This window comes from Selenomonadales bacterium 4137-cl, from assembly GCA_032334055.1.
In the GTDB taxonomy this organism is placed as follows: Bacteria; Bacillota; Negativicutes; order Sporomusales; family UBA7701; genus Anaeroselena; species Anaeroselena agilis.
This window is the reverse complement of record JAUOZS010000001.1, coordinates 654,618-678,905: the sequence shown is the minus strand read 5'-3', so window position 1 is coordinate 678,905 and position 24,288 is coordinate 654,618. Positions and strand designations below refer to the sequence as shown.

The following is a 24,288-nucleotide window of genomic DNA, read 5'->3' as shown; positions in this document are numbered from 1 at the left end:
CTATTTTCCGTTGAAAAAGATAAGCAAATAAATAAATAATAATAAACCAAAATACCCAGGATATGAGAAACAAAATCACCTGTTGCCCTAAATCAAACATCACCTTTTCCCCTCTCTACCATAAGTCTCATCAGGGCTATTGCTCACGGCAGCGGATGCCGAACCAGCGCCTTTTTCTATATTGCATGAACAATGCTAAATAGACGAAAATGTCCGGATTCAAATTATAGTAGATCCATTTGCCATCCCGGTTATTTATGGCTATCCCTACTTGTTTGAGTATTTTTAAATGGTATGACACAGTTGGTTGGGATAAACCGCACCGCTGAGCAATTTCACCCACTGGTAGTTTGCCTTCCTGCAGCATTTTAACTATTTTGAGCCTTGATTCGTCACCAAGAGCTTTTAAAGTATCAGCTAAACACCACATAGCACTCACTCCCGCTTAGGCTTCATCCATCCCACAAAGCCCAAAATGGCGGTAAACAAGGTATGCCAATCAGCATCGCCAGCGGCTCGGATACAATTGTCGCTACCAGCGTAGCTAGCTGTCCAGAAAATTGCCCTTCACCTCTCACCGGGCAATAAGAACATTGCTATTCAATATCTCCGCCGTTTATCTGGCAATCCAAGTCACGCACCGTCCTCTATACTCACTTATGGCGTCTTTGCTCCTCGGTTAAATCCATCCGAGTTTTTAGCATTATGGCTAAGCCGATAGCGACCACAATTCCGGAATGCACCGCATTAAAATAGACTTCATTCGCCGGCGCTCCGGAAAAAAGTGCAAACCAGAAAAACGGGCAAAATATTCCGATTAGCGTAACATTGCGACCGGTTTTCACCCGAGCCGCCAGTTCGTTTTCCCGGTCGTTGTTCACTTTGTCCGTTCGGCTCTGTTTCCCCCTGGCAGATTGCACTATTTTTTTACCCACTATCGTATACGGACAGGAGGTCCCAATGTCGGCTAGACACTGGGCCATCTTTTTCACGAATGTTCGCACGTCACATTACCCCTTGTTCCACGACACCGGGGCCTATGGATGGCAGTAGAGCGACTGCTGCCATCCATAGCGCCTAGAGTTTTTATTTGTCGGTTGAGCCATAAAGTCAAACCAGCGCCGAAGCCGGATGCAGATGCTGCACACTGACAACATGACAGGGCCTCAACCAATACGCTCCACAACGATGTCCATGTCGCTCCTGACTTCAAGCCTACAGCGAAATGGTAACCGCCAACCGCCAATCCGAAAAAGTCGCTGGCGCCAATCTAACCCCCCGACGGTAATTAAGTGTAGTCCGTGGTCTCCTTAAAAATTCTGCTTTTCACTATCCACGCCGTTGACCCTAGAAAATGCGAACAGTGTTTTATTCATTTACTTTTATCTGACCATGCGCTACGAAATATTTCCGAAAACGCAGCGCGACATTAACAAGGCCGATCATAACCGGTACTTCGATAAGCGGTCCGATAACAGCGGCAAACGCCTGGCCGGAGTTTATTCCGAATATAGCTACCGCAACCGCAATCGCCAATTCAAAGTTATTGCTGGCGGCCGTAAATGATAGTGTGGTTGTTTGCTCATAGTTAACTCCCACACGCCAGCTTATGAAAAAAGATACCAGAAACATAACGGCAAAGTAGATAATGAGCGGAATGGCGATACGCACCACATCCATCGGCAACTTGACAATATAGCTGCCCTTCAGCGAAAACATCACCACAATCGTAAACAGCAACGCAATCAGCGCTAACGGACTAATCTTGGGGATGAAAGTTTTTTCATACCATTCCCGGCCTTTGGCCGGCAACAGAAAGTGCCTTGTCAAATACCCGGCCACGAAAGGAATGCCAAGATAGATCGCCACGCTCATCGCAACATCCTGAATGGATACATAGATTTGCATTCCCTTAAACCCGATCCAGCCGGGGAGTACGGTGATAAAAAAATATGCAAAAACCGAATATAGTACAAGCTGGAAAATAGAATTTAACGCCACTAACGCCGCCGCATATTCATTGTCACCTTCCGCCAGTGAATTCCAGATAATGACCATGGCTATGCAGCGAGCCAGCCCAATCAGTATCAATCCCACCATATAATCAGGCTTATCAGGCAAAAAAATGATGGCCAGCGCAAACATTAGCACCGGACCGATGATCCAGTTTTGTACCAGCGATAACACCACAACTTTACCGTTACTAAATACTTTACCAATCTCCTCATATTTAACTTTCGCTAAAGGCGGGTACATCATTACAATTAAACCAACCGCAATCGGAATTGAGGTTGTTCCAATTGACAAAGAATCCAGCCAGGCTGCCATTCCAGGAAAAAGATAACCGCCCCCGACCCCAATAGCCATTGCCACAAAAATCCACAATGTCAAATACTGATCAAGAAATGATAACCGACGAGTGTTTGCCATCTTTATAGCCCCCTTTATATTTTCTTTACTTCATCATAAATCTTTGGTACCGACAACCCGCCATAAAATATTGCTTTCCCGTTAATTGCCGTCACGGGTAAGCCAAGCCCTTTGTCCAGTACCTTTTTAACCGACTCATACCCGTCCAGATTATCGGCCATAACATCAATAAACTGCAGGGCTACCTTGTCTTTCAGTTCACTCTGCTCCATAAACTCGACCAACTCCTGATACATCTCGCCCATAGTAGGGGCGGGACCACAGCCGCCCGGGCCGCAACCGCCATCGCAACAGCCACCTCCATTGACGCTTTCATTGCGGAGACCGAAAACCTCGATTGTAATTTTACTACTCATTTTCCTTTCCCCCTAGTTAATAATTTGCTTGGCTACCGTATTCAACATACCTATTCCTTTAATCTCCTGGTTGAACAACGGAACTTGCAGCAATGTTGCTCCAGTAAACTTAGTCTTGATTTCCTCAATATATTTGAGCTGCATATTCCGCCTGTTTTGGAAAAACGGCGTGGTTGCCTGCTCAGCCGGGATGATTAAATTGGCAACAACCAGCTGCGTTTGAATACCAAAGGACGCCAATTCCTGCGATGCACGGTAGGCTTCAATTATCGGTGTTTTTTCCGGATACATAACAAACGCAAAGGTCGTAGCAGTTTGGTCTTTCATCATGGCAATCATCTTGTCGAATTTGGCTTGTTGCGCACGGTCCTCGTCGCTGACCTCGGCGGACAGTCCCGCCTTTAGCTGCAGTTGCTTGCTCCAATCCATGGGAAGTTCCAACAGCCTTAAGGTATGGCCGGTGGGCGCGGTATCGATGACAATCACGTCAAAATCATCTTGACTGGCATAGTCAATAAACTTTTGAAACGCGGCCATTTCCTCCGTACAAGGCGAGTTCAATTCTTCCTCCATCCCCAGGACGGTACTAGCGCTAAATTTCTGTTTGGCGTCCTCTAAAATCTTGTGTTTATAATCCTCTGCCGCTTGCTTGGGGTCAATCTTTATAGCATATAGGTTTGGTATTGCCTCCATTTGTGTAACTTCATCAAGCACCGGCCGTTCAAGAACACTGCCGATATGGGCGGCTGGGTCGGTAGTCATTAATAGCGTGCGGTACCCTTGACTCGCCGCCTCTACTGCCGTGACGCATGCCATCGAGGTCTTGCCCACGCCGCCTTTGCCAGAAAAAAAGATGTGTTTGCGTTTCCCTGCCTGGGGATATAACAATTCATTCAACTTATTCATGGGTATCATTTCCTGCGAACAGTCTATCACCGCATTTCCGGAACATATCGATGCCTTTCAGTTCGGTATCAAACAGTTCCATCGTCTTCATCCGCATATTGCTAAAAATTTGCCGGGCCTTGGCCATATAGGTCTGCTGCATGTCATAGCGTTGTTTGAAAAACGCATTGCCCGTTTCAGCGACCGGAATCAGGCCGTTCATAATCAGGCTGGATGTGGGAATCCCCAGCTTACCCAGTTCCTGCAAAGCCCGCACAGTTTCATCCAGCGAGGTTTGCTCCGGCTGCATGACAAAAATAAATTCCGTTTGAGTGGTATCCCTCAGTTTGGCAATGGCATCATCGAATTTCTTCTTGTTCTCTTGAATGAGGGTCACCGGTCCCATGCAGGTCTGACCGCTTCCCTTTGAGCTTTCCTCAATATGCTTAGACCAATCTACAGGAAGCTCTAACAACCGGATGGTATGCCCGGTGGGCGCAGTGTCGAAAATGATAACCTCGTAGGTACCATCTTCCATGAAGTCGATAAACTTATCGAACGACGCCATCTCTTCAGTACAAGGACCGCTTAACTGCTCCTCCGCAATTTTGAGCATTTCATCATCAAACAGATCCCGCATGGGAGCCAGCAACCGTTCCTTATACTCTTTCGTCGAAATATCCGGGTCAATTTCCATGGCGAATAAATTATCTACCCCGCTAATTGGCGTGATGTTGTGGCCGATTTCTTGTTCAAACACATCGGACAGATTGGCAGCCGGGTCAGTGGTAACAATCAAGGTTCTTTTCCCGGCATCGGCCCAGTGGACCGCCGTGGTGCAAGCCATCGAAGTCTTGCCTACGCCACCCTTACCGGAAAAAAATATAAACTTAGTTTGCATCTTAAACACCTGCGATTCTTTTTTCTGTTTCCGCCAAATCCGGATATTGGTTGGTTTTGATAACCTCTCCGTTTAAAGCCGTTATGGGCAATACCTCTTTGCCCTTTTCCTTGACCAGTTGGTACACCACCGGGTTCTCCCGGAATTTCAGCGGCTGCTGGGTAATCATATAGCGTTCGATTATCATGCCGGGATATTTTTCTCTTAATGTCTCAATGTCGGTATTTAATTGCACGAGTTTTTCATCGACACTGGGACCGCAAAGACCGGTAGAACAGCACATCGGCGGTTCAAAAAATTCCAGTCGGGTTGTCGTCTCTTCACTAGCGTTGGCCATTTTGTTTACCTCCGTATATTGGATTAGATAAAGTGTTATCACTTTAGTATATGATTATAATTGGATTTAATCATATACTAATTAAAAAAATTTTACTCGTCCGTAATTTTAACAGTATGCTCGCAACTGCCGCCGCGCTCTCTGTACTTTTTCAGTCGCGTAAGGTCTTTTTGGCACTGCGGGTGTTCATCCAATTCCCTGTCCAATAATTCGTTTACAAAAGAATATTTCACGAGAATATTTTCGTTAATCCGGTAGTATACCCATTGGGCTTTCTTTTCTCCGGCAATAATCTTGGCATCTTTCAGTTTAGTCAAATGCCGCGAGGCATTTGATTGATTAATTTTTAATACTTCCTCAATATCACATACGCATAAAGTTTCTTTTCGCAGTAAATTTAATATCCGTATTCTTGTCTCATCCCCTAGCGCTTTGAGTACTTGTACGATGTCCATGATCCACCCCCGTCCATATATAAGCAATATATTCTATTTTCTTCTTTAAAACGAATTATGCTTGAATCAGGATGCTCTATGGACACACAATAAGATCACGCGCCCACAAACAATCGCCTTCATTGGTTATCTTTGTCATATAAAATTTCATCTTCTCCTCCTGCATATGATTATATTCGATTATACGAATTAACGTCAATCCTATCGTTGCCAAAGTAGACCTTTCCATGTTCATGGAAAGGTCTACTCGCTCTTCAGGGAGCTGTCTGTTATTGTCTTCAGGCACTAAAAACCCCAGCAGAGCATGCTAGGTAATTTTCTTGAATCCTATGTTACCCGGCAAAATAAAAAATATGCCGGCCTTCAAAAAACTGCACTGCTAGTATTTCGTCCGGAAACACAGGGATATACTCGTCACCGTCAACCTAGGCGCACCATTGTTTATTGAATAATCCGCAAATAAAGTAGGCGTCATCCATGCTGTCAGAGCTACAGCATTTATATTTTGACTGCGCTACTCTTCTAATACCCATTGGCAGAGCGTATAGATTACTACTAGGGTAATCTATAGTGGAGAAGTGGATTTTACCATTCCAAACAGTCATAAACTTGGCATAGTCCCGCACGCGTTTTACTTTCCGTCGAACTGTTTCACGATCCATGCCTTTATCTCGTCACGCACCTGCCTGACCCCTCCCATAATTGCCTCATCCGTGCCCTTAAAAGCAGATGGGTCAGAAAAGCTGTGATGTATCACTTTCTGCCCGCCGGAGAAATACGGGCACGCCTCCTTGGCGTTATCGCAGACGGTAACTATATAGTCAAAGTCTTGATTAATGAACTCATTAAGATGCTTAGAGCGGTGGGTTGACAGGTCGATGCCAATTTCGCTCATAGCCCGGGCGACATATGGGTTTACGCGTCCGGGTTCGGTTCCGGCACTAAATGCTTCGTAGTCATTGCCAAGCAACCCCCGAAGTAAGCCCTCTGCCATTTGAGAACGAGCAGAGTTATGGGTACAGAGAAAGAGAACGCGCTTTTTCATAAATCCTCCATCATATTCATCTTTATATATATATTGTAAAATACTCATGGAAAAATTACACAAAATTATATACGAAATCAAAATTATTCCTAATATAACCCTTTCCGATAATCATTCACGAATTCTTGGACCTTAATTTCAATATCATTGCGCACTTCCCTGAACTTTTCAAGCTTTTCCTCATCCGTGCCTTCAACTGCGGCAGGGTCGTCGAAGGGCCAGGAAAAAAGCTTACGCACTCCCGGAAAGATTGTGGGGCAACGACCTTCAGCCTTTTTGCAGACGGCAACAACATAGCCGAACTGCATGCGTCCCAAGAACTCTTTCACACTTTTTGAACGCTGAGAACTGATGTCAATGCCTACTTCAGCCATTACCTGCTTCGCCAATGGGTTGACTTCCGTCGGCTCGAAGCCGGCGCTGTGCACTTCCAAAACATCATTTCCATATTTCTTGAAAAATGCTTCCGTCATCTGGCTCCGGGCACTATTTTGCGTACAAATGATTACCAGTCGAGGGTGCTGCATTCTTTTATCACTCCATTATCATATTTGCATTTATGAATATATTAAACGACATTTTACCTAAACCATCAATACGCAGTATGTTAAGCTTATGTTAAAAATGCAATATGTGCACACGGGTGACTATCGTCGTATTATCCGTCTTTCATCAATTGCGAGTCAATAGTAAAGGTATGATCAGAGTGAGCTTATACCGATACCCTCATAGATCAAGCTCCATACCAATAGCATCTAATATGATTATCAGGATGATAGCCAAAGCTCCCTACAGGCTTATCTCCAGTATCCGTTTTCTGTCCACCAGCTTTATCCACATCAGTAGTACCAGCCTGTCGCTTTCCCACGCCTAAATTGCTCAAACTCTCGCAAAGCCGCTTCAAGCCGCTGAAGGGCTTCAGTAGCGTCTTTCCCCGTCTTAACAAGCTGATCAACTTCATCAGATATTTCACGAATCTTATCGCATATCTCGTTTTCTCTTTGTTTGTATTCCGCCGATTTACGCAAAATTAACCTCTCTACAATTCGGCCAGCTTAATGACCGAATTTTTTTGTTTTTTAGCCTTGTACAAGGCTTGATCCGCTTTGATAAGCAGGTCTGTTATGTCATGGCCCGGTTCCAGTAATATGATTCCTGTGCTTATGGTAAGACTATAGGAAGAACTATATTTAGCCTCGACCGCGTGGCGTATCCTCTCCATAACCTCAAGAGCTTCTCCCAGTGAAGCCTCCGAAAAAAGGATCACGAACTCATCGCCGCCCCATCTAACGACAATGTCCGTACCCCTGGTGTTTTTCTTCAAAACCGCCGCGAGGTCGGACAATAGCGCATCTCCTGCAACGTGACCATACGTGTCGTTTATTGCTTTAAAATCGTCTGCGTCAACCATTGCAACACATTGCGGCGTCTTTTTTCTAACCGACCGTGCCTTCTCCTCGTTCAGCCTTAAATAGAAATATCTCCTGTTCCATAGCCCTGTCAGATAATCGGTATGAGAGCTTAAATCCAGCTTTTCAATCAAGCTGCCGGCCATATAGCCGCTCAAACAGAAGAGAATGCCGATCCCCAGCCACACTAGCCAATTAAAGGTAATAGGACAAACCGTATCCAAATAAAAGCCTGTAGCGCTAGTTATCGCCCCAAATCCTCCCAATGCCAAGGAAGCATAACGATAGTTGCCAAGCATTTAAATACCTCTCTGCACGATAATTTATTTGCTCTCCTTTACGCCGTTGACGAATGTATCAGGAAATAATCCCAAAATCACGTCGGTTGAGACATCAAGAGCAATTGCTAGCTTCTTTACCACTACCTGACCCGGATTCTTCTTTGCACCTCGCTCAAGTGCGGAAATATAACCTTGGGTTAATCCCGTTGCTTTCGCAAGTTGCTGCTGGGACATGTTTCTCGCCACCCGCAATTCTTCAAGCGTCATTTTGATCCCCCTTGTTTTATATGTTAATTCTATAGTATTGATTAGTCAATACTATGATGTTAATTACTGTAAGAAATTGTGTGTTATATTATTACTATAGAATTATTTTTAAGGTGGTTGAAAATGGACATCGCAAAACGAATTATTGAACTACGTGAAACAAAAGGGTATAGCACTAATAAACTCGCAACTATCTCAGGATTATCACAAGGTTTTGTGCGGCAAATAGAATTAGGCGAAAAACAGCCAACCGTTGATTCGATAAGCAAAATATGTGACGGTTTAGGTATCAGCCTGAGTGATTTCTTTTCTGATGAGGCAACCGAGCTCCCGATAGATATCAAGCAACTGGTCCGCATTGCCAAGACCTTAACTCCCGGCCAGAGAGAAGCTTTGCAGTTATTCTTAGAACGGATGAAAAGTTGACATAGCGGCTCTTCTTTGTAAGAAAGTCAAATATCTAGTCCGATATGTAACCGGCCATAATGTGGTCGGTTTTAATTTACAGTATTTCTACTACCCCAACCGGCTTATTTTTTCCCTCTATTCAATTTCGCACTCAATATCAGTCCCGCCAAGCAAACTCACAACCAATATGCCGCTATCATAAACCGTGATCTTCTCCACCAGTGCAAAATACAAATCTACATTAAACCTGTCTATCTCCACGGCTTCCGTGAATATCCCCATAAACTGTTTCGCCTTATACCGCATCAGCGCGTTGTCGCTTGCCAGCCGTTCCTGCCACTTAGCCAGAAAATAGTCCTTGTTTTCCACCATCGCGTTAAACACGTGGATAAACGCCTGGTACAAAACCCTATCGTCAATATGCCAGCTATCGCACCCTTTCTTTCCCTTCTCAACATATTTGCCGTTGCATCGCCAGATAATCCTTCTGAGCCTTTCGTCGGTAGAATTCCATACCTTTCTGCCAAGAATTTGACCACAAGAACCGCAGATGACTCTGCCTGCAAAGGGGTTACTAGTTGTCGCGTATTCAAGCTTCTGAATGTCATACTTTAGCGCGAAGTTTCGTCTGCGTTCCATCTCAAGCTGTACTGCTTCCCACATCTCTTTATCTATAATCGCCGGATGGCTGTCTTCCACATAATACTGTGGTACCTGGCCAGTGTTATCTGCTCGTTTTTTGTTCAAGAAATCAACGGTATAGGTTTTCTGCAATAAAGCATCGCCTTTATATTTTTCATTGGTAAGCATTTTCCGGATGCTACCTTCATACCATTTTGCTTTGCCATGCCAGTTTAATACGCCGCCCAATTCCAAGTCTCTTGCGATCCGGTTGGCTCCTTTTCCGTCAAGGAATTCCTTGTATATGCGTTTAACGACTTTTGCCTGCCTTTCATTGACAATAAGGTTGCCGTCTTTATCTTTGTCATAGCCTAAAAACTTAGTGTGGTTGATATGCAGCTTGCCTTGCTCAAAACGCCTTCTGATGCCCCAGGTCGAATTTTCCGAGATTGACCGCGACTCATCTTGCGCGAGCGAACTGAGAATCGAAAGCAAGACTTCTCCTTTGCTATCGAGGGTATTAATATTTTCCTTCTCAAAAATGACTCCGATACCTAAATCCTTGAGCAGCCTTACAAAGTTTAGGCAGTCGAGCGTATTTCTGGCAAACCGTGAAATGGATTTCGTTATGATCATATCGATTTTTCCGGCCTTACAATCCTCTATCATTCGATTAAACTGCTCACGCTTTTTGGTATTGGTGCCGCTGATGCCTTCGTCGGCATAAATGCCGGCGCATTCATACTCCGGATGCCCCTCAATATAAGTAGTGTAATAATTAACCTGGGCTTCGTAGCTTGATAACTGCTCGGCCTGCTCGGTCGATACCCGGCAGTACGCGGCTACACGTTTTTTCTGCGGCTCCAGATTTTCCGCTAGGCTTGTCCGACTTACCCTTGCTGGTATAACGGTAATATTTTTTGCCATCTTCCACAACCTCCTCGACTACGGTTTCGCTTTGTATATTCATTCTGGCAATTACAGCATCGTCAATCACTGTGCCGTGGCAGGCGTTTTTGCCGTTTTTAATGTAGGTGCTGCATTGCCACACAACTTTTTTGCAGGAATATTTGCTGTTCCAAATCCTCCGGCGCAAAGGTGCTCCGCACTTACTGCACAGCAGCATCCCAGTCAGCGGATAGCGGTTCTGATACTTATTTTTTGTTTCCCCTACATTGCCTTTGGCCTTAGCGCGTAAAGCGATCTGTCTTTGCGCTTCATCCCAGATTTCTTTGCTTACAATTGGCGGATGGTTATTCTCAATATAAAAGCTGTCTACTTCGCCATGATTGACACACTTCTTTTTGCTGAGATGATCCTTGCTATAGGTTTTTTGCAGTTTGGCATCACCTTTGTATTTTTCGTTTTTCAAGATGTTCAATACGGTGCTGGAATGCCACTTGCCACCGGCAACGGTGAGCATCTCTTCGGCATTGAGTTCTTTGGCAATGATAAAGGTGCCTTTGCCGCCGATATAGTCGGTGAAAATTCGCTTCACGCTTTCGGCCTGGCTTCGGTTGATGACGAGATCGCCATGTTTGTTTTTGTCATAGCCCAAAAACCTTGCGGCATTGACAGCCAGTTCACCTTGCTCAAATTTTCGCCTGTACCGCCACTTTAAGTTTTCACTGGCGCTTTTGCTTTCTTCTTGGGCAAAAGAAGAGAGGACGGTAAGCATTAACTCACCGTCCCCAGTAAAGGTTGAAATATTGTCTTTTTCAAAAACGACTTCTACCCCCAGATCCTTTAACTTCCTGACCACCTCCAGCACAAGCGTCGTATTTCGGGCAAAGCGGGAAATGGATTTCGTTAGGATTAGGTCTATCTCCCCTTCTCTGGCCAGGTTCAGCATCTTCTGAAACTCTGGCCGCTCATCCTTGGTGCCGGTGATGCCTTGATCGGCAAAAACGCCAATATACTCATATTCCGGATTGGCTTCAATCAGGTTCCGGTAATAGGTGGTTTGGTTTTCCAGCGACTCACCTTGGGCTTCACTTACAGTAGATACGCGAGCATAGGCACAGACCCGCTTGCGTTTTGACTCAATTACATTTAACGGTTCAATAATTTTGACCCTCATAAGCCTTCTCCCTTCTATCAATTTACAGTACTATACATCACTCCGAACCCATGCAAAGTCAAGTTAATAGAGCCGTCAAAACCGCCACACATGCCTGATCTCCCAGCCGGAGGTCTTTATTTTTCCCCTTGCCAGTTCCTCCGGCACCAGATGCACTTCTGCCGCCACAGCTTTATTAGAAGCATAGTTTCGCTGCACCCCAATCGGTATATAGGCATCGCCCCGGTGGCTACCTACCCCTGTGGAAAGCTCCCACGACTTGTCCAGGTTAATCTTCAGCACGTCCACCTTGTAGTCCTTATCGTTTTTGACCACTGCTGTCCGGTCGGTTTTTTCCAGCGCGGCAGGCGGCAAGGTCGCATCCTGTTTGTTGATTCTCTCCGCCACCTGCTCAGCCGCAACCTCCAGAGAAGGCGCTTTTACGGTAAAACTGGCAACAGGCGGCTTAGTTTTCAGTTCGTCATAAGCCGCCTGCAGTTCCTTAGCGTTAATTTGTGAGATATCAAGGGCTTTGCCAAGCTCCTGAGCCTGCTCCAGTTGCTCCTGCTGCAACACCACAGCTTGCCGGTACTTTTCCTCTGCCTGCTGGGCACGCTGCCAAAGCCAGAAAAGCATTGCGCAAGCTATCAGGAAAAGAACAAGCAGTATCATCAGCCACTTATTTTGCTTAAAGGCCGCTCCCCAAGCTTGGAATACCTGGATCATACCTCATCCCCCCAGCGTCGCTGCGTAATCAGTCACTCCCCGCGCTATTGCTCTAGCATACCGGTCCCGCCAAGCTGAATCTGCCAGCAACGCGGCTTCCTCATCATTAGAAATGAATGCCATTTCCACCAGACAGGCGGGAGCATCGGTATGAACCAATACATAGAAGCGGGACTCTTTATCGGGATCGCCGTCAAAGTAATCTGTTCTCCCTGCCCGGTCGGAAAACTCCCCTGCAATTTGGCCATATATGCACGTCGCAAGTTTGTCCCCCTGCGTATCCCCCGGCGAAGTCCAAACCTCATAGCCTTCCGCGCTCTGGTTCGCTGCGCTATTGCAATGAAGTGAAATAAAAATATCGGCGCCCCAGTCATTCGCCAGAGTCGTCCGATAGCCTAAATCGTCTGTTTCTGCTTGTTCCCAGCCGGTTCGGGTCAGTTTCACCTCATACCCTACCGCAAGCAAATAATTTTCTACCAGCCGCGAAATAATCAACGCGACATCCGCCTCCTGCAAGCCTGTTGCCGCATGCACCGCGCCGGGATCAATGTTTCGGCCAGCATGGCCTGGATCAATGACTACTTTCATACTCTGTCCCCCATTTCAGCGTAATCCGAAAGAAAACTACTTCCGGTCGTTTAAGGACTCTTTTTCTTGTCTTAGCTGCACAAGCTTCTCCCGAATAAGAGCGGGAATATACTCGCTATACCCCATGCGGTCTAAATTTTCAATGATGCTCAAGCCTTCATTGCCCAGATACGCAAAGATCACCATGGACCGGCAGGTGCTGATGCCAAAAATGCTCGCATCAATCCAGTGGGCCATAATGACGATCACCAACATAACAACCTTGCGCTTTATCCCCTCAAAGCCTTTTTTACTGTCGAGCGTTGCCGTCTTCCACGCAGCGATTAACCCTGTCACATAATCAAGCACAACAAAAACCAAAAGCGCCGTAATCAGCTTGTCGACACCGCCGACAAGAAAGGAAAAAGCTGCGCCTATGGCTGAAAACAAGGCCATGATGCGCAGCTCTATTTGTGTGTACTCAAGCATTTCTCAGCCCCCTTTTTACACTAAACCATAGCTGCTTAGCGCCGCTTTAAGCGCCCGCACATCATCGGCCAGTTCCTCGCATTTATCCCGCAGCGCCTGCACCTCCGCCTGCGAATAAGTCGCGCTGATGGCTAGCCCGCCGATCTCATTGTCGGTATTGCCCAGGGTTACCGTTGTTTTCGTTACCGGAACCGAACCAAAAAAGCCGACTGCGGAAGGATTGACCGGCAGCTTCACACCCACAGGATAAAAGGCATCACTGGCTGTATTGCGATACCCCAGCACCAGCCGGTTATAGGCTTTCGTTGTGCTGGCTGCAGCAGTGGTCAAGGTTGCCGCATACACAGTAACCGCCGCGTCATTTGTTTCCGACAGATCCGCATACGCCATCTGATTGTCGCTGAGCGTGACGCCGCCCGCGGCAACGGCATTTTGAATCAGCTGGCCGTCAGCGCGGACAAATAAAATCCGCAGTGTTCCGTTCCATGTGAGTTGCCCGCTGGCCGAAGAGTAATTGATAACCCCGTCAGAGTGGACAATGACGTTCTTGGCATAGGAAATGGCCCGGTCCAAGTCCGAAAGCGGCGACTCCATTGAGGACGCCGCAAAGATCGTCGTTCCATCCGCATATGCCGTATGAAAATTGGCCCCCATTTCATCTCCTCCTTACAGTTTGATGAGTGCCTGCCCATAGGCATAGTACTCGCCCTGGGTAAGAGTAATCTCGATGATGACCAGCGTCCCGGCAGTGCCTTCGGTATAGGTGAAGGTTAAACTGCTGCCGCTTCCCGTATTGCCGCTGGCCGGCGTTATGCTGCCGTCACCGCTGGCGATGGCGGCTGCCAGGTTCCAGCCCAAGGAAGTGGTAATGGCATTGCCGTACTGGTCTTTCACGCTGGCCACGATGCTCCAGGCAATACCGTTGTCGGTTGCGGTTGTGGCAATAGATGCCGGCACCGGCACTGACCAAATCTGGCCGATATCGGCGGCTGCAATGACTGTCTGTCCCCCTCGCACAAGCAAATAGCCTATCGGCAAATGGCCACTGGGAAGCGCCGGCTTGCTTTCGACTGTAGTGAACGCCGCTCCGGCAGTCTTGGTGACAACCAGTGAAGGAGAAAGGCTGAACAGGTCGTAGCGGAACTGCCCCGCGCTCGGCGCTGAAATACTGAACACCCCAGCCGCTTCGCCCATAGCGATGCCCATGTTCATTTTTAAAGCGCTGCCAGCCGCCATAGCTACCGCCGGAACCGTGTATTCCACACCATTAAACCTCGCCCGTCCTGTAGTAATATAAACGCTCATCCCAGGATTCTGGGGAATTGCCTTTATCAAGCAGCCCTCCAAGATGGCATTGTCCGGCGTACTCGGTGTCGGTGTCGCGCTGCCGCTAACCGGCGTCGGTATGGCCCTGCCGAAACCCACCACTTCAATGTAGCCCCGGATGCCGCCGCGATGGGCGATCCGCACCGCCTGTCCTGGCTTCGCCCACTCCGGCACAGTCGCCCAGTTCTGCGGAAAGCGGGCAATAATCAGTTCACTCGAGCCTTGGATCTTGCAGCGGCAAACCTGCTCTGTAAGCAGGATGTCCCACAGCACCGCATCCCGGCTTTCCGCAGCCTGTTTTGTCGCTTTGTCCGCAGCCCCACGAATCAAACGCTTGCCATAGGTCCTCATAGCACCCACCCCTCGATGCTGTCCGTATATTCGCCGCTTCCGCTGCCGCCGGGAATGGCCATCCTCCTGGTCAGATTGGTCACAAACAGTTTGAGCGGCGCGACGGTATACGGATGAGGAACCTGCAAGGTGTCCCCGGCGTCATCCTGCAGATGGGCTGTTTTAGAGAATTTTACCCGCCGGCGCTGCGCCTGCAGAATCCACAGTTCCCGCTGTGCCACCTGCTGCGCTTGGCTGGCGTCATAAACCAGCGGATCATCGATACGGGTTTCAATGACCGTTCCCCGCAGGTCATTCTGCAGTTCCGTGTCGTTGGCGGACGCTTCGAAGGTCTGGTAGGTCTCGCCTATCGGGCAGGCATGTATGGTAAAAGCATAGTTTCCGACAGCCGCCAAGCACTGGAGAGCGATATAGAGTCCGGCATCCTTCATCCAGCTCCCCCGCTTGCTTTCCGCCGGTTCACTGATCGTACCCACAGCGGGCGGCTGGCTTTTGCCCAGCACAAATAAGGCGATAGCCGCTATCAGCACCGGCATCAGGTTCGGCCCCTCCGAGGTTACCTCCACCCAATGCCCTTCTGGGTCAACCGCCGATATCCACTGCCTCATCTGACCACCCATCTTAAAACCGATGGACGACACATTCTGTGTGATCTCAAGTCTCGGCCGCACCGCTCTCTTTTGATGGTCGTCGCTGTAGTAAATCCGGTGAACCTGCTTATGCTGGAAAAAGCCAAGCGTCCCGGATTCACTGCCGATGCTTTCCTCAGCCGTTTCCACATCAAGGGAAGTGCGTCCCTCACCGGTGACGGTAACCCGATTCGTCAGGTTGCTGTAGCTGTCATCAGGCGAAAACTCCAGCAGATTGGCTACTGAACCGTAGACATGATCGATGGGGTTATTCTTGGCAATGCGCCGCGCTCGGACGGTATCGTCCGCCAGCGAAACATCCATAAAGTAGCCATAGCGGTTGGTGATGCTCTCCACCGCCGCTTTGATGGTCGTATCCAGCCATTGGTAGTACAATACTTCTTCACTGCTCATGGCGCTTAGATCCATTTCTGTCTGAGCAATCCCCGCATAGCTCTGCAAAAGATCGCTCAAGGCCGCATCAGGCGTAATCCCGCTGTAATACACACTAGCGACAATGCCTAAGTTTTCCCACAGCGTTCTCCTGTCTTCACACTCAACGGAGATGACCGGGTAGCTCCCGCGCTTATACGACAGCTTAACTCCTGTCAGCACATACACGCTGGTCCCTTCCTGCCAGTAATCCACGCCACCGATTTTCTCGCCCCAACGCAGGGTGATTTTCTTCCCCTTCTTCAGATAACGCGACAATAAGGAAGCCTGATTGTGGGGATCGTACAAGTGGCCTTTGTCCAGCGCGAAAGTCAGTTTGCCCGGTTGCCCGTCCATGCTCCTTGTCTGCTCAATCGCCTGACCCCGCACCAGCCCGACGGACAAGTCAAGCATTCCGGCTTCCTTGTCCCAATATAGCTGTTCTCCTGAGCTGCTGTTCCAGCGGGTCCAAAAGGCATATAGACCGCTGGTAGCTGGATCTACCGCAAGAGCGGCGGAATAGTCACGACTGCCCTTTACCAGTGGAGCCGCCGTTCCAAAATTCCACACCCCACCGGAATACAGCGCGTCAAAATACTGGGTTTGCTCAATTTTCCCGGCCGCCGGAAAAGCAACTACACCCGCAAACTGATTTGATGGATTGGTTACGCCCATAAATATCAATTCATTGCCGGCATCATAGGCAACGCTTGAACCGCTGAATTCACTGATGCCTGTAGGAAATACTCCCGGCGTAGTCGTGTTGTTGATCAAGCTCCACGTTTCGGTTTGCGTGTCCAGCAAGGCCACGCCAGCCTTACAAGACACTACAATATTCCCCGTTTGGGTCGCCGTAAGACTCCTAAACTGGGCATCCTGCGGACCGCCTGCGATAATCCCGGACGGCAGATACCACTTTACCGCTCCGATCGCCAGGTCGACCGATACGACACCCCAGTAGTTTGACTGTCCGTAACTTGTTGTATAGAGCCACTGCCCAGCATAAAGCTTGCCACCGACAATTACCGGATTGACTGCCCCGAAATACGGGAAATTGGTCATGCTGTCCTGATAGTAGTAGTGTCGGTACAAGCCCCCGCCGTTCAGCAGAAAAACCCGGATGCTGCCACCCCACGAAAGACCGCCGGCAATTCCTTTTGTGCAATAGATCAGATACCCGTTTGCCTTATCGAGCACCATGCTGTCTGCCATAGTATCGATAGTATCCGGAATAGTTGCGCTGAAAATGTCGGTCGTAAAAGTCGTAAAGACAGTGCATGACGGAGCAGCCTGCGTATAATCGAGCGTCAGTATTTGGGCTGTGCAGCTGTTGCCCGTTTTCATAAAGCCGAAGTACAGTGTATTCGTATCCGAATCAACCTGGACCCCGGCCAGACATTCCCAATGATAAGTGCTGCTCCAAGGAACATTGGCCACATTTTGCGTAAGGCCATAGCTGCTGTTGTCCTCCAGCGACAGTATTCGCATGCTGTTGGCGGAATCATCCAGCACCAGAATCTGCGCATCCTGCGCCAGCATAGCCAAAACAGTGCCGCTGCCATGACAATAGAAAACATGATTTTCCCGGAAAAACTGCGGGATGGCCGGCACAGTATTCCCGTTCCAGAAACGGTCAATCGCCCAAGTATCCACGTCGATTCGCACGATGCCATAGATGTATTTGGTGCCTGTGGAGGTATTGCCGTACACGGCATACAGCTTGCGCGTAGAGGGATTAAAATACAGGTATTTTATGGCCTGGCTGCTCTCATCCGTCCAGTAGGGACTGGATTTGTCCATGGTGAGCGAGGTTCTGACGGAATCATATGCCAGCACGATTTCCGTCGCTAGTTTTTGCACCGCGGCCGGCCGTCTTGCGATTTCCGAGGGAGCGTTAAAGCTGGTCAGACTGACCGCAGCACTCCAGGTTGCCCCGTCATCGCTGCTTTTACTGTAATAAAGGTTATAGACGGCCGTTGCGTCCGTATCCCCGGCGCTCATGTAGGTGAAGAACAGCCAAATGGTCCCGTCCGCCTGCCGAAACAGGCAGGTGTCGAGCTTCTTCCGGCTCGCCAGAACGCCGGATATCGCAGGCTCCGCAGCCGTGCTCCAGCTGCCGCTTAGTGCGGGAGTCGTTGTCTTATAAAGCTTGCTCCCGGGTGTCCAGTACAGCGTCCCCACCACTGAAGCCGCTCCGCCGCTGAAAGCGGTCTTCTTCAGCCGCGTTCCGTCAACGGTCAAGGTCAGGATGTTTCCTGCCGTTCCCGCTGTCAGTGCCGTGAGCGTGAGTGTTCTGTCATTTCTGGCCGCGCTCGCCTTGGTGCTGGCAACGGTTCCGGTGCCGTAGCGCACCCCTTCGCCTGTTCCTTCATAGGTTCCCGCCGTAACGGCGCACCGTAGGTTCTCGGCGCAGATCTCGCGGCCCAGCGTGTCGATTTTGACCTCGTTGGCAACAGCCGGCGTGGATAGCGTCGTGCGCCAGGTATAGGTCTTGTCGCCAATCACAACAGTATCGCCGTCCAGCGGCATTCCTTCCACAGTGATTGTGCCGACAGCAAATCTGGCCGCCGCCACCGTATACCAGAACTTCTGCCCCGTCCAATAGGTGCCAGCGGCAAAGGTGATGCTCGTTCCTTCCGTGATGGCCTGGGCTGTCCCGGTCATGGTAATCTCGCTTGACCAGGAACCCTCGCCTTTTTTCCATTTGAATTTCGCCGTTGTTTGCGTGCCGTCCGCTGTAACCTCAATATAAATTGTGCTGTCATTTGTTCCGGTATAGGCCCCGCTTCGCGTCGCCGATATGGCGATATCCTGGATGTAAGTCACTAGGTAGCCTGCTCCCGCCCTGCAAATGGACGGCGAATAAATGGGCAGCGTCTGCGCCGCCTTGATGCTATACTGAGTAACGCCAGAACCGTCATAAGCAAAAGCAGCGGCCTTCAGGTTATACTTTCCACTGCTGTCCAGTAATACATAGACCAGAGCCAAGTTGCCGTCCGCCATCTCCGTCAGTGACAGATCGCAGAACTTCCCGCTTCCGGTCGTTGAAAACAAGTCCGCATAGCGGAACTCCACCCGCTGAGGATCGGTATAGACCAGCTTGACCGACCTTGCCGGATAATTAATATTGTCAAATTCATCCTGCGTATAGGCAGCGACCAGCCGGCCGCTGGAATGAAGGAGGCTCGCGGCGCCGGTCTGATCCAGCGTCTCTGTGTTCAGACGCTGGCCGGCCAGCGGCAGATCTTCGGCAAACTGCCCCGCTTTGATCTCCACAAGGGGATAACGGTTTGCGTTATCCTGGGCGGCGAGCAGCGCAGCGCTTAACACATTGGCCATTACGTCACCACCTCGTCTAAGATAATCAGGGTCATGGCGACATTCAGCATGTATTCGTTGTTCTTGTCAAAGAGCAGCGAACCGTCGAAGACGGTGATTTTCACATGGTAGACTCTGCCGCCTATGCTGCTGTCCCACACTATCGCATTCCCCGCCTGGTACAAAGCGTCCAGCGTTTCAAACAGGGCTACCGTCATAGACTTCCAGGTCAGCTTGATTTCTTTGCCGGCAAGGATGCTGCCCCAGTCAAAAACAGCAACGCCGCCGTAGGTGCTAACCACGGCGGTCGTTCTCGTCGCTCTCGGTTTAGTGCAGTCTAGCGGCGTATACTGCTCCGGCAAGGTGATGCCACCGATAATCATGCCCTCGCCTCCTCATAGATGATGCGCTGCACCAGTTCGGTGATTTCAGAGCGAAGCCGTCCGGCAAGCTTCGGATTTTCTTCACCGGCAACACTCACCGGCACGCTGATTTGATGATAGGTATCGCCGCTTTGCAAAAGCCGCTTGGTGTCCTGCGCGTTGTAGACATAGCCGCCGCGGTTGAAGTTGATAAGCTCCGGCCCTTTTTCACCCACAAGCGCATAGCCTCCGGGGTAATTGCCGCCAGCCGCAAAGGTGGGAAAGCTACTCCCAAAGTCACTACCAAGCAGCCCCATCATAATTCTGGAGGCAAGCCACTTGGCAATCATGTCGTTGATCATTTTCAGCACGCTTTTGCCCAAATCTTGAAAAGCGTCGCCGATTGACTTTGTGCCGGAGAGGACATCGGAAAAGAAAGTCGAAAAGCCACTGTACAAGCCGTCAGTAAGCTCCGCCATATACGACATGGAGGTCCGGTGCGCTTCCTGCCAGATTTTATAATAGGAATCGATCATCTGCTGCCGCCCGGACAAGTCCCGCTCCTGCAGGGCTTCTTCTTTACCCAAGAGTTCCTGAAAACGGGCCAGATCGCCGTCTTCGCGCGCCCGGTCCAATCCCTCCTGGAATTTGACGCGTTCATAGTGCAGGTCTTTGATTTTCTGGTTTTTCTCCGCCTCAATGGCGACCTGTTCAGCAGCTGCCTGGCGGCTGAAATCCACCATTCCTGTTTCCGTAATAGTGAACTGTATTCCGTTGGCTTCCCAGGCTTTGCGAAACTGCTCCTGCTGGGCGGCTGTGCCAGCGGAATACTCCAGGGCAAGCTCCCTGTATTTTTTCTGAACGTCATCAATTTGCCGCGTCGCGTCGGTTTCTATATCAAACTTCTGTTTGTCGACACCCGATAAGCCAAGACCGCCAAGTTTATCGCGCAGACTTTTGGCTAAATCCGCCGCCTGGTCGGCAATCCGGTTGTTTTCCTTTTGCTCGTCCTGCAAAATTTTCTTCTTTTTGTCGGCATAAATCTCTTTAAGCCGCAGAACATCCCGCTCATAGTTTTCATTGGCTTCCTTGGATTCGTTCAAGGTGTCCATTTCATCGGCAAACCAGGCCTCAAGAGCATCCATTTGGGTTGCGGTAAGCTGTAGCCATTCCTTTTCAATCGCCTTGCTCGCCTGCTCCGCTTTTTTCTGCAGCTTTTCGTACTCCTTATCGGCTCCGCCGCCCGTGGTTGGAGAAGCGGTTCCTGGAGCAGCGTTAGTCAGGCCTGTGAATTTAGTATTAGGCTTTGTCATCTCAGGAAGCAGGGCAGAAATATCCTTGCGGGTAAAGCCAAAACTCAGCTTTCCTGCCGCCGCGCCGATTTTGCCTATGCTGTCTGATATTTTGTCAAACCAAACGCCTACAGAGTCTGGAATGAACTGGGCGAAAAAGTTTTTTAATGGGCTTAATTTATCCGCAATCCAGTTAATCCCCTGGGCCACGACTTCTTTAATGCCTGCCCAGGCGCTGTCGATATAGTCCACAATGCTGTTCCAGATTCCGGCGGTAACTTCCCCCACCGCAGTCCAGCCCTTGCCGACAAAATCGGCAATTGCGCCAACAGAATCGCTGACAGCGCCAGTAATCCAGTTCCAGGCTTTGTCTATTGCTTCCACTATACTGTTCCAGATATCAGTGGTAAAATTCAGCACCGCGTTCCAGGTTTCCGCAATGGTATTGGCCGCTTGTGTGATGCCGGTGCTTATCTTGTTCCAGGCATCCGTAAATATTTCAGTAATGGTGTTCCAAAGAGTGCCGAACATCTCGGACAGCGGCTCCCAGTTTACCCATATCTCATACGCCAACAGCCCCACTGCCGCCCCGATAGCGATGAATGTCAAGAGAGGGGCCAGCGCCGTCCATACGGAAATGCCAAAGGCCACCATCGCCGGAATGGCCGCGCCCAAAAGCGCCCCGGATAAAACAAAAACCGCCGCGATTGCTTCCGGCGGTATCATACCCTGCAGGGCTTCCTTAAGGCCAAGTGTTTTTACCGCCGCGGCAAACTGAGACAGCCAATCAGCAACCGCTTGCATTTTTTCTGGGATGTTCAGGCTTTTAGATATGCTGTCGCCGATCTCTACCATCACCATTTTGACATTGTCTTTGATGGTCGAAGCAAGTCCGGGGATAGTTTTGCTCATCGCTTCCATACCGCCGGCAAACTTTGCCTGCATGCCCATCAGCAGAGCGTTGATGGCGGTCGTGCTGTCGATCGTCCCTTGCTCGGCCATTTTCATGGCAGTAGGAATATCCTTTCCTATGGCATCGGCCAGGAATTTCCACGCCGGCACCCCCGCTTCCGCCAGCTGCATCATTTCTTCAGCAGATACTTTTCCTTTGGCCTGCATCTGCCCGATGGCGTTGGTCAGACGGTCAATGCCTTCCTGACCGATGCCAAGCATAGCCGCCGCATCGCCGATTGCCGCCAGCATGGGAATGATGTCCTGGCCTGCGAAACCGAAAGCCAGGAGCTTTTTCGTTGCAGTGAGAAGTCCCGGTAGTTCAAACGGGGTGTCTGCAGCAAAGGTTGCCAAATCCGAAAACATTTTTTCCGCTGCCTTAGCATCTCCCAACAACGTGGTCAAGGCTTTGCGACTGGCATCCATGTCGCCGGAAAACTTGACGCTGGCAATGCCAAAAGCGGCGAGCGCTGCGGCAGCGGCGGCTAGGCCGGTTGCAATTTCCTCTGACGCCGCCATCGCTTCCGATCCAAGTCCTTTGCGCAAAGCTCGCTTGGTACTCTCCCATTTTTTCAGGAAGTCGCTGTTATCTCCGCCGATAAAAATCGTCATTGCTGCATTCCCGGCCATAGTCTCACCCCACTTTCGACAGTAAATCTTTTATTTCTGCTCTAGGAGTGTGTTGCAAAACCCATTGAAATCAAACCGGAGATTCCCTTGAAACCAGGGAAATCAAGGCCTGACGGCGAATTTACCTGTAGAGGTGAACGCCGTGTTAGGAAGCCAAGATAAACAGACCAGCTTATTGGATTTAGAAGCGTGGCTGGATGGTCCGCTGGTCGATCCCGATAGCATTTACGGACTGTTTGCCCGGTGGGGCGAGCGCCTCATCCGGGAAGAAGACTTTGCCGACCTGTACAGTGCCGTTGGCCGGCCTTCGGTTTCTCCGGCTCTGCTGTCGAAAGTGCTGTTGTTGATGTATCATGACAACGTTTCGGATCGGGAAGCGGAACAGCGCGCCCGCTATGACCTGCGCTGGAAAAAAGCGCTGGGTCTGGGCCTGAACGAAACGGGCTTCGACCATACGGCCCTGTGCCGGTTTCGTACCCGGCTGCTGCTCAATAAGCAACAGAAGCTGGTTTTTGAACGATTTGTCCGCCTCGCCAAAGAAACGGGGATCTTGAAGGACCGGGGACTGCAGATTCTTGACTCCACCCAGGTGCTGGGAGCGGGCGCTCTCCAGGACACCTACACCTTAATTAAAAAGGCCATCCAGAAGATGTTCGCCGTAAGCAGTCATGCCGGCGGTACGGCACGGGACCGGTTGAACGCCCTTTCTTTGTCCTTGGATTACAGCCAAAACGGCAAGGAGAAGATCCGGTGGGATGATGCTGAAGCCAGAACCCAGCTCCTCCGCCAGTTGGTCGGCGACGGTCGCGCCATCTTGGATGCGCTCAAGGGGGCCGAATTGACGGCGGACGAAAAGACGGCCATGGAACTCCTGGGTAATGTCACCGAGCAGGATATTGTCACCGATGACACCGGTATCCATCTCAAACAGGGCGTGGCTCCTGACCGCATTCTTTCGGTAACGGACCCGGACATGAGGCACGGACACAAAACCTCAAGCGGCAGGTTCAACGGCCATAAGAGCCAGATTCTCATGGACGAAGCCAGTGAACTTATTACCGGCATCGATATCACTGCCGGAAACCGGCCGGATGGCGAGTCGGTCGATCCCTTGTTGGCGGGAACCCTCGTCAAGCCTGGCAAGCTGCTCGGGGATACCGCGTACGGCACACTCGAAGCCCGCGATCAGATGGCTAAACATCAAGTAACGCCGGTGGCGCCGCTGCCAGGGGCTCACGCCCCGAAGAAACGGTTTGGCAAACAGGACTTTACCATCGATTTTGGGCAAGGAATCTGCTGGTGTCCGGCGGGAGAAATCACGGCCACGGTCCGGCATCGCAAGGGCGGCATTGATGTGTTTGTTTTCCCCAAAGCGACCTGCAACCGTTGTAAGTTCCGGGACCAGTGCACCCGTCACGGCAAGGGAAAGACGATTGAGCTGCATTCGCAGGAAGAGCGGCGGCGGGAGATTCTGGCCGAGATGGCCACAGAAGAATTCCGAACGCTGTACGTGAAGCGGGCCAAGGTGGAGCGAAAAGTGGCGCACCTGATTCGCAAAGGAATGCGTCAAGCCAGATATATAGGCAGAACCAAAACGCTCCTTCAGGTCGCGTTTACCGCAGCAGTGGTGAATATCAAACGGCTCTATACACTTACCCGGGACCAAGTCTGCCCATCGGTCGGGCTCCCAGCGGTCCTGGTGGGTCAGTAAGGGCCATAGGGGATAGAATCAAACGTTATTCTTTCCGGCATATCCCTAAA

The 24,288-nt window shown here is 50.0% G+C and carries 25 protein-coding genes; 2 read left to right on the top strand and 23 right to left on the bottom strand.

Annotated elements, in window-relative coordinates:
- Positions 1-136: 136 nt before the first annotated feature.
- From Q4T40_03485 to Q4T40_03425, 13 genes are all read right to left on the bottom strand, one after another.
- A complete protein-coding gene (locus Q4T40_03485) occupies positions 137-430 on the bottom strand; it encodes a metalloregulator ArsR/SmtB family transcription factor (GenBank protein ID MDT8900301.1) in 294 nt (97 codons plus the stop codon).
- A gap of 223 nt (positions 431-653) precedes the next feature.
- Positions 654-1,004, bottom strand: coding sequence for a hypothetical protein (locus Q4T40_03480; protein MDT8900300.1), 351 nt, complete (start codon positions 1,002-1,004; stop codon positions 654-656).
- Positions 1,005-1,368: 364 nt separating this feature from the next.
- The gene (gene arsB, locus Q4T40_03475) at positions 1,369-2,430 is read right to left on the bottom strand and encodes an ACR3 family arsenite efflux transporter (GenBank protein ID MDT8900299.1); all 1,062 of its coding nucleotides are present in this window, start codon (positions 2,428-2,430) and stop codon (positions 1,369-1,371) included.
- 14 nt (positions 2,431-2,444) lie between these two features.
- Positions 2,445-2,786 (bottom strand): hypothetical protein, encoded by a 342-nt coding sequence (locus Q4T40_03470; GenBank protein MDT8900298.1) that lies wholly within the window; start codon positions 2,784-2,786, stop codon positions 2,445-2,447.
- A gap of 12 nt (positions 2,787-2,798) precedes the next feature.
- Positions 2,799-3,692 (bottom strand): ArsA family ATPase, encoded by an 894-nt coding sequence (locus Q4T40_03465; GenBank protein MDT8900297.1) that lies wholly within the window; start codon positions 3,690-3,692, stop codon positions 2,799-2,801.
- The gene (locus tag Q4T40_03460) at positions 3,685-4,572 is read right to left on the bottom strand and encodes an ArsA family ATPase (GenBank protein ID MDT8900296.1); all 888 of its coding nucleotides are present in this window, start codon (positions 4,570-4,572) and stop codon (positions 3,685-3,687) included. Before Q4T40_03460 ends, Q4T40_03465 begins: the two co-directional genes overlap by 8 nt.
- 1 nt (position 4,573) lies before the next feature.
- A complete protein-coding gene (arsD, locus tag Q4T40_03455; protein ID MDT8900295.1) occupies positions 4,574-4,909 on the bottom strand; it encodes an arsenite efflux transporter metallochaperone ArsD in 336 nt (111 codons plus the stop codon).
- 92 nt (positions 4,910-5,001) lie between these two features.
- Positions 5,002-5,364: a metalloregulator ArsR/SmtB family transcription factor gene (locus tag Q4T40_03450; protein MDT8900294.1), complete on the bottom strand. Its 363-nt coding sequence runs from the start codon at positions 5,362-5,364 to the stop codon at positions 5,002-5,004.
- Between the two features lie 631 nt (positions 5,365-5,995).
- Positions 5,996-6,409 carry an arsenate reductase ArsC gene (locus Q4T40_03445; GenBank protein MDT8900293.1) on the bottom strand — a complete coding sequence of 138 codons (414 nt, stop codon included), beginning with the start codon at positions 6,407-6,409 and terminating at the stop codon, positions 5,996-5,998.
- 89 nt (positions 6,410-6,498) lie between these two features.
- A complete protein-coding gene (locus tag Q4T40_03440) occupies positions 6,499-6,936 on the bottom strand; it encodes an arsenate reductase ArsC (protein ID MDT8900292.1) in 438 nt (145 codons plus the stop codon).
- 312 nt (positions 6,937-7,248) lie between these two features.
- On the bottom strand, positions 7,249-7,437 hold the full coding sequence (locus Q4T40_03435; GenBank protein ID MDT8900291.1) for a hypothetical protein: 189 nt from the start codon (positions 7,435-7,437) through the stop codon (positions 7,249-7,251).
- An 11-nt stretch (positions 7,438-7,448) separates the two neighbouring features.
- The gene (locus Q4T40_03430) at positions 7,449-8,117 is read right to left on the bottom strand and encodes a GGDEF domain-containing protein (GenBank protein MDT8900290.1); all 669 of its coding nucleotides are present in this window, start codon (positions 8,115-8,117) and stop codon (positions 7,449-7,451) included.
- Between the two features lie 24 nt (positions 8,118-8,141).
- A complete protein-coding gene (locus Q4T40_03425; protein ID MDT8900289.1) occupies positions 8,142-8,366 on the bottom strand; it encodes a helix-turn-helix transcriptional regulator in 225 nt (74 codons plus the stop codon).
- Positions 8,367-8,489: 123 nt separating this feature from the next.
- On the opposite strand from Q4T40_03425, the gene Q4T40_03420 reads away from it, so the two are divergent.
- A complete protein-coding gene (locus Q4T40_03420; GenBank protein ID MDT8900288.1) occupies positions 8,490-8,792 on the top strand; it encodes a helix-turn-helix transcriptional regulator in 303 nt (100 codons plus the stop codon).
- Positions 8,793-8,909: 117 nt separating this feature from the next.
- On the opposite strand, the gene Q4T40_03415 is transcribed toward Q4T40_03420, so the two are convergent.
- The 10 genes from Q4T40_03415 to Q4T40_03370 form a co-directional block, all read right to left on the bottom strand.
- Complete coding sequence (locus tag Q4T40_03415) at positions 8,910-10,262, bottom strand: recombinase family protein (protein ID MDT8900287.1); 1,353 nt, start codon at positions 10,260-10,262, stop codon at positions 8,910-8,912.
- A complete protein-coding gene (locus tag Q4T40_03410) occupies positions 10,174-11,475 on the bottom strand; it encodes a recombinase family protein (protein MDT8900286.1) in 1,302 nt (433 codons plus the stop codon). Before Q4T40_03410 ends, Q4T40_03415 begins: the two co-directional genes overlap by 89 nt.
- 75 nt (positions 11,476-11,550) lie before the next feature.
- A complete protein-coding gene (locus Q4T40_03405; GenBank protein MDT8900285.1) occupies positions 11,551-12,180 on the bottom strand; it encodes a hypothetical protein in 630 nt (209 codons plus the stop codon).
- A gap of 3 nt (positions 12,181-12,183) precedes the next feature.
- The gene (locus tag Q4T40_03400; GenBank protein ID MDT8900284.1) at positions 12,184-12,768 is read right to left on the bottom strand and encodes an N-acetylmuramoyl-L-alanine amidase; all 585 of its coding nucleotides are present in this window, start codon (positions 12,766-12,768) and stop codon (positions 12,184-12,186) included.
- Between the two features lie 36 nt (positions 12,769-12,804).
- Positions 12,805-13,236, bottom strand: coding sequence for a phage holin family protein (locus tag Q4T40_03395; protein ID MDT8900283.1), 432 nt, complete (start codon positions 13,234-13,236; stop codon positions 12,805-12,807).
- Positions 13,237-13,251: 15 nt separating this feature from the next.
- Positions 13,252-13,890 carry a hypothetical protein gene (locus tag Q4T40_03390; GenBank protein ID MDT8900282.1) on the bottom strand — a complete coding sequence of 213 codons (639 nt, stop codon included), beginning with the start codon at positions 13,888-13,890 and terminating at the stop codon, positions 13,252-13,254.
- A gap of 12 nt (positions 13,891-13,902) precedes the next feature.
- Positions 13,903-14,913, bottom strand: a complete 1,011-nt coding sequence (locus tag Q4T40_03385; GenBank protein ID MDT8900281.1) for a hypothetical protein — start codon at positions 14,911-14,913, stop codon at positions 13,903-13,905.
- Positions 14,910-19,313 (bottom strand): hypothetical protein, encoded by a 4,404-nt coding sequence (locus Q4T40_03380; GenBank protein ID MDT8900280.1) that lies wholly within the window; start codon positions 19,311-19,313, stop codon positions 14,910-14,912. Before Q4T40_03380 ends, Q4T40_03385 begins: the two co-directional genes overlap by 4 nt.
- Positions 19,313-19,675: a hypothetical protein gene (locus tag Q4T40_03375; protein MDT8900279.1), complete on the bottom strand. Its 363-nt coding sequence runs from the start codon at positions 19,673-19,675 to the stop codon at positions 19,313-19,315. The genes Q4T40_03380 and Q4T40_03375 overlap by 1 nt, the downstream gene beginning before the upstream one ends.
- Complete coding sequence (locus Q4T40_03370; protein MDT8900278.1) at positions 19,672-22,509, bottom strand: tape measure protein; 2,838 nt, start codon at positions 22,507-22,509, stop codon at positions 19,672-19,674. The genes Q4T40_03375 and Q4T40_03370 overlap by 4 nt, the downstream gene beginning before the upstream one ends.
- 160 nt (positions 22,510-22,669) lie before the next feature.
- Between Q4T40_03370 and Q4T40_03365 the strand changes: the two genes are divergently transcribed.
- A complete protein-coding gene (locus Q4T40_03365) occupies positions 22,670-24,238 on the top strand; it encodes an IS1182 family transposase (protein ID MDT8900277.1) in 1,569 nt (522 codons plus the stop codon).
- The last annotated feature ends 50 nt before the right edge of the window (positions 24,239-24,288 follow it).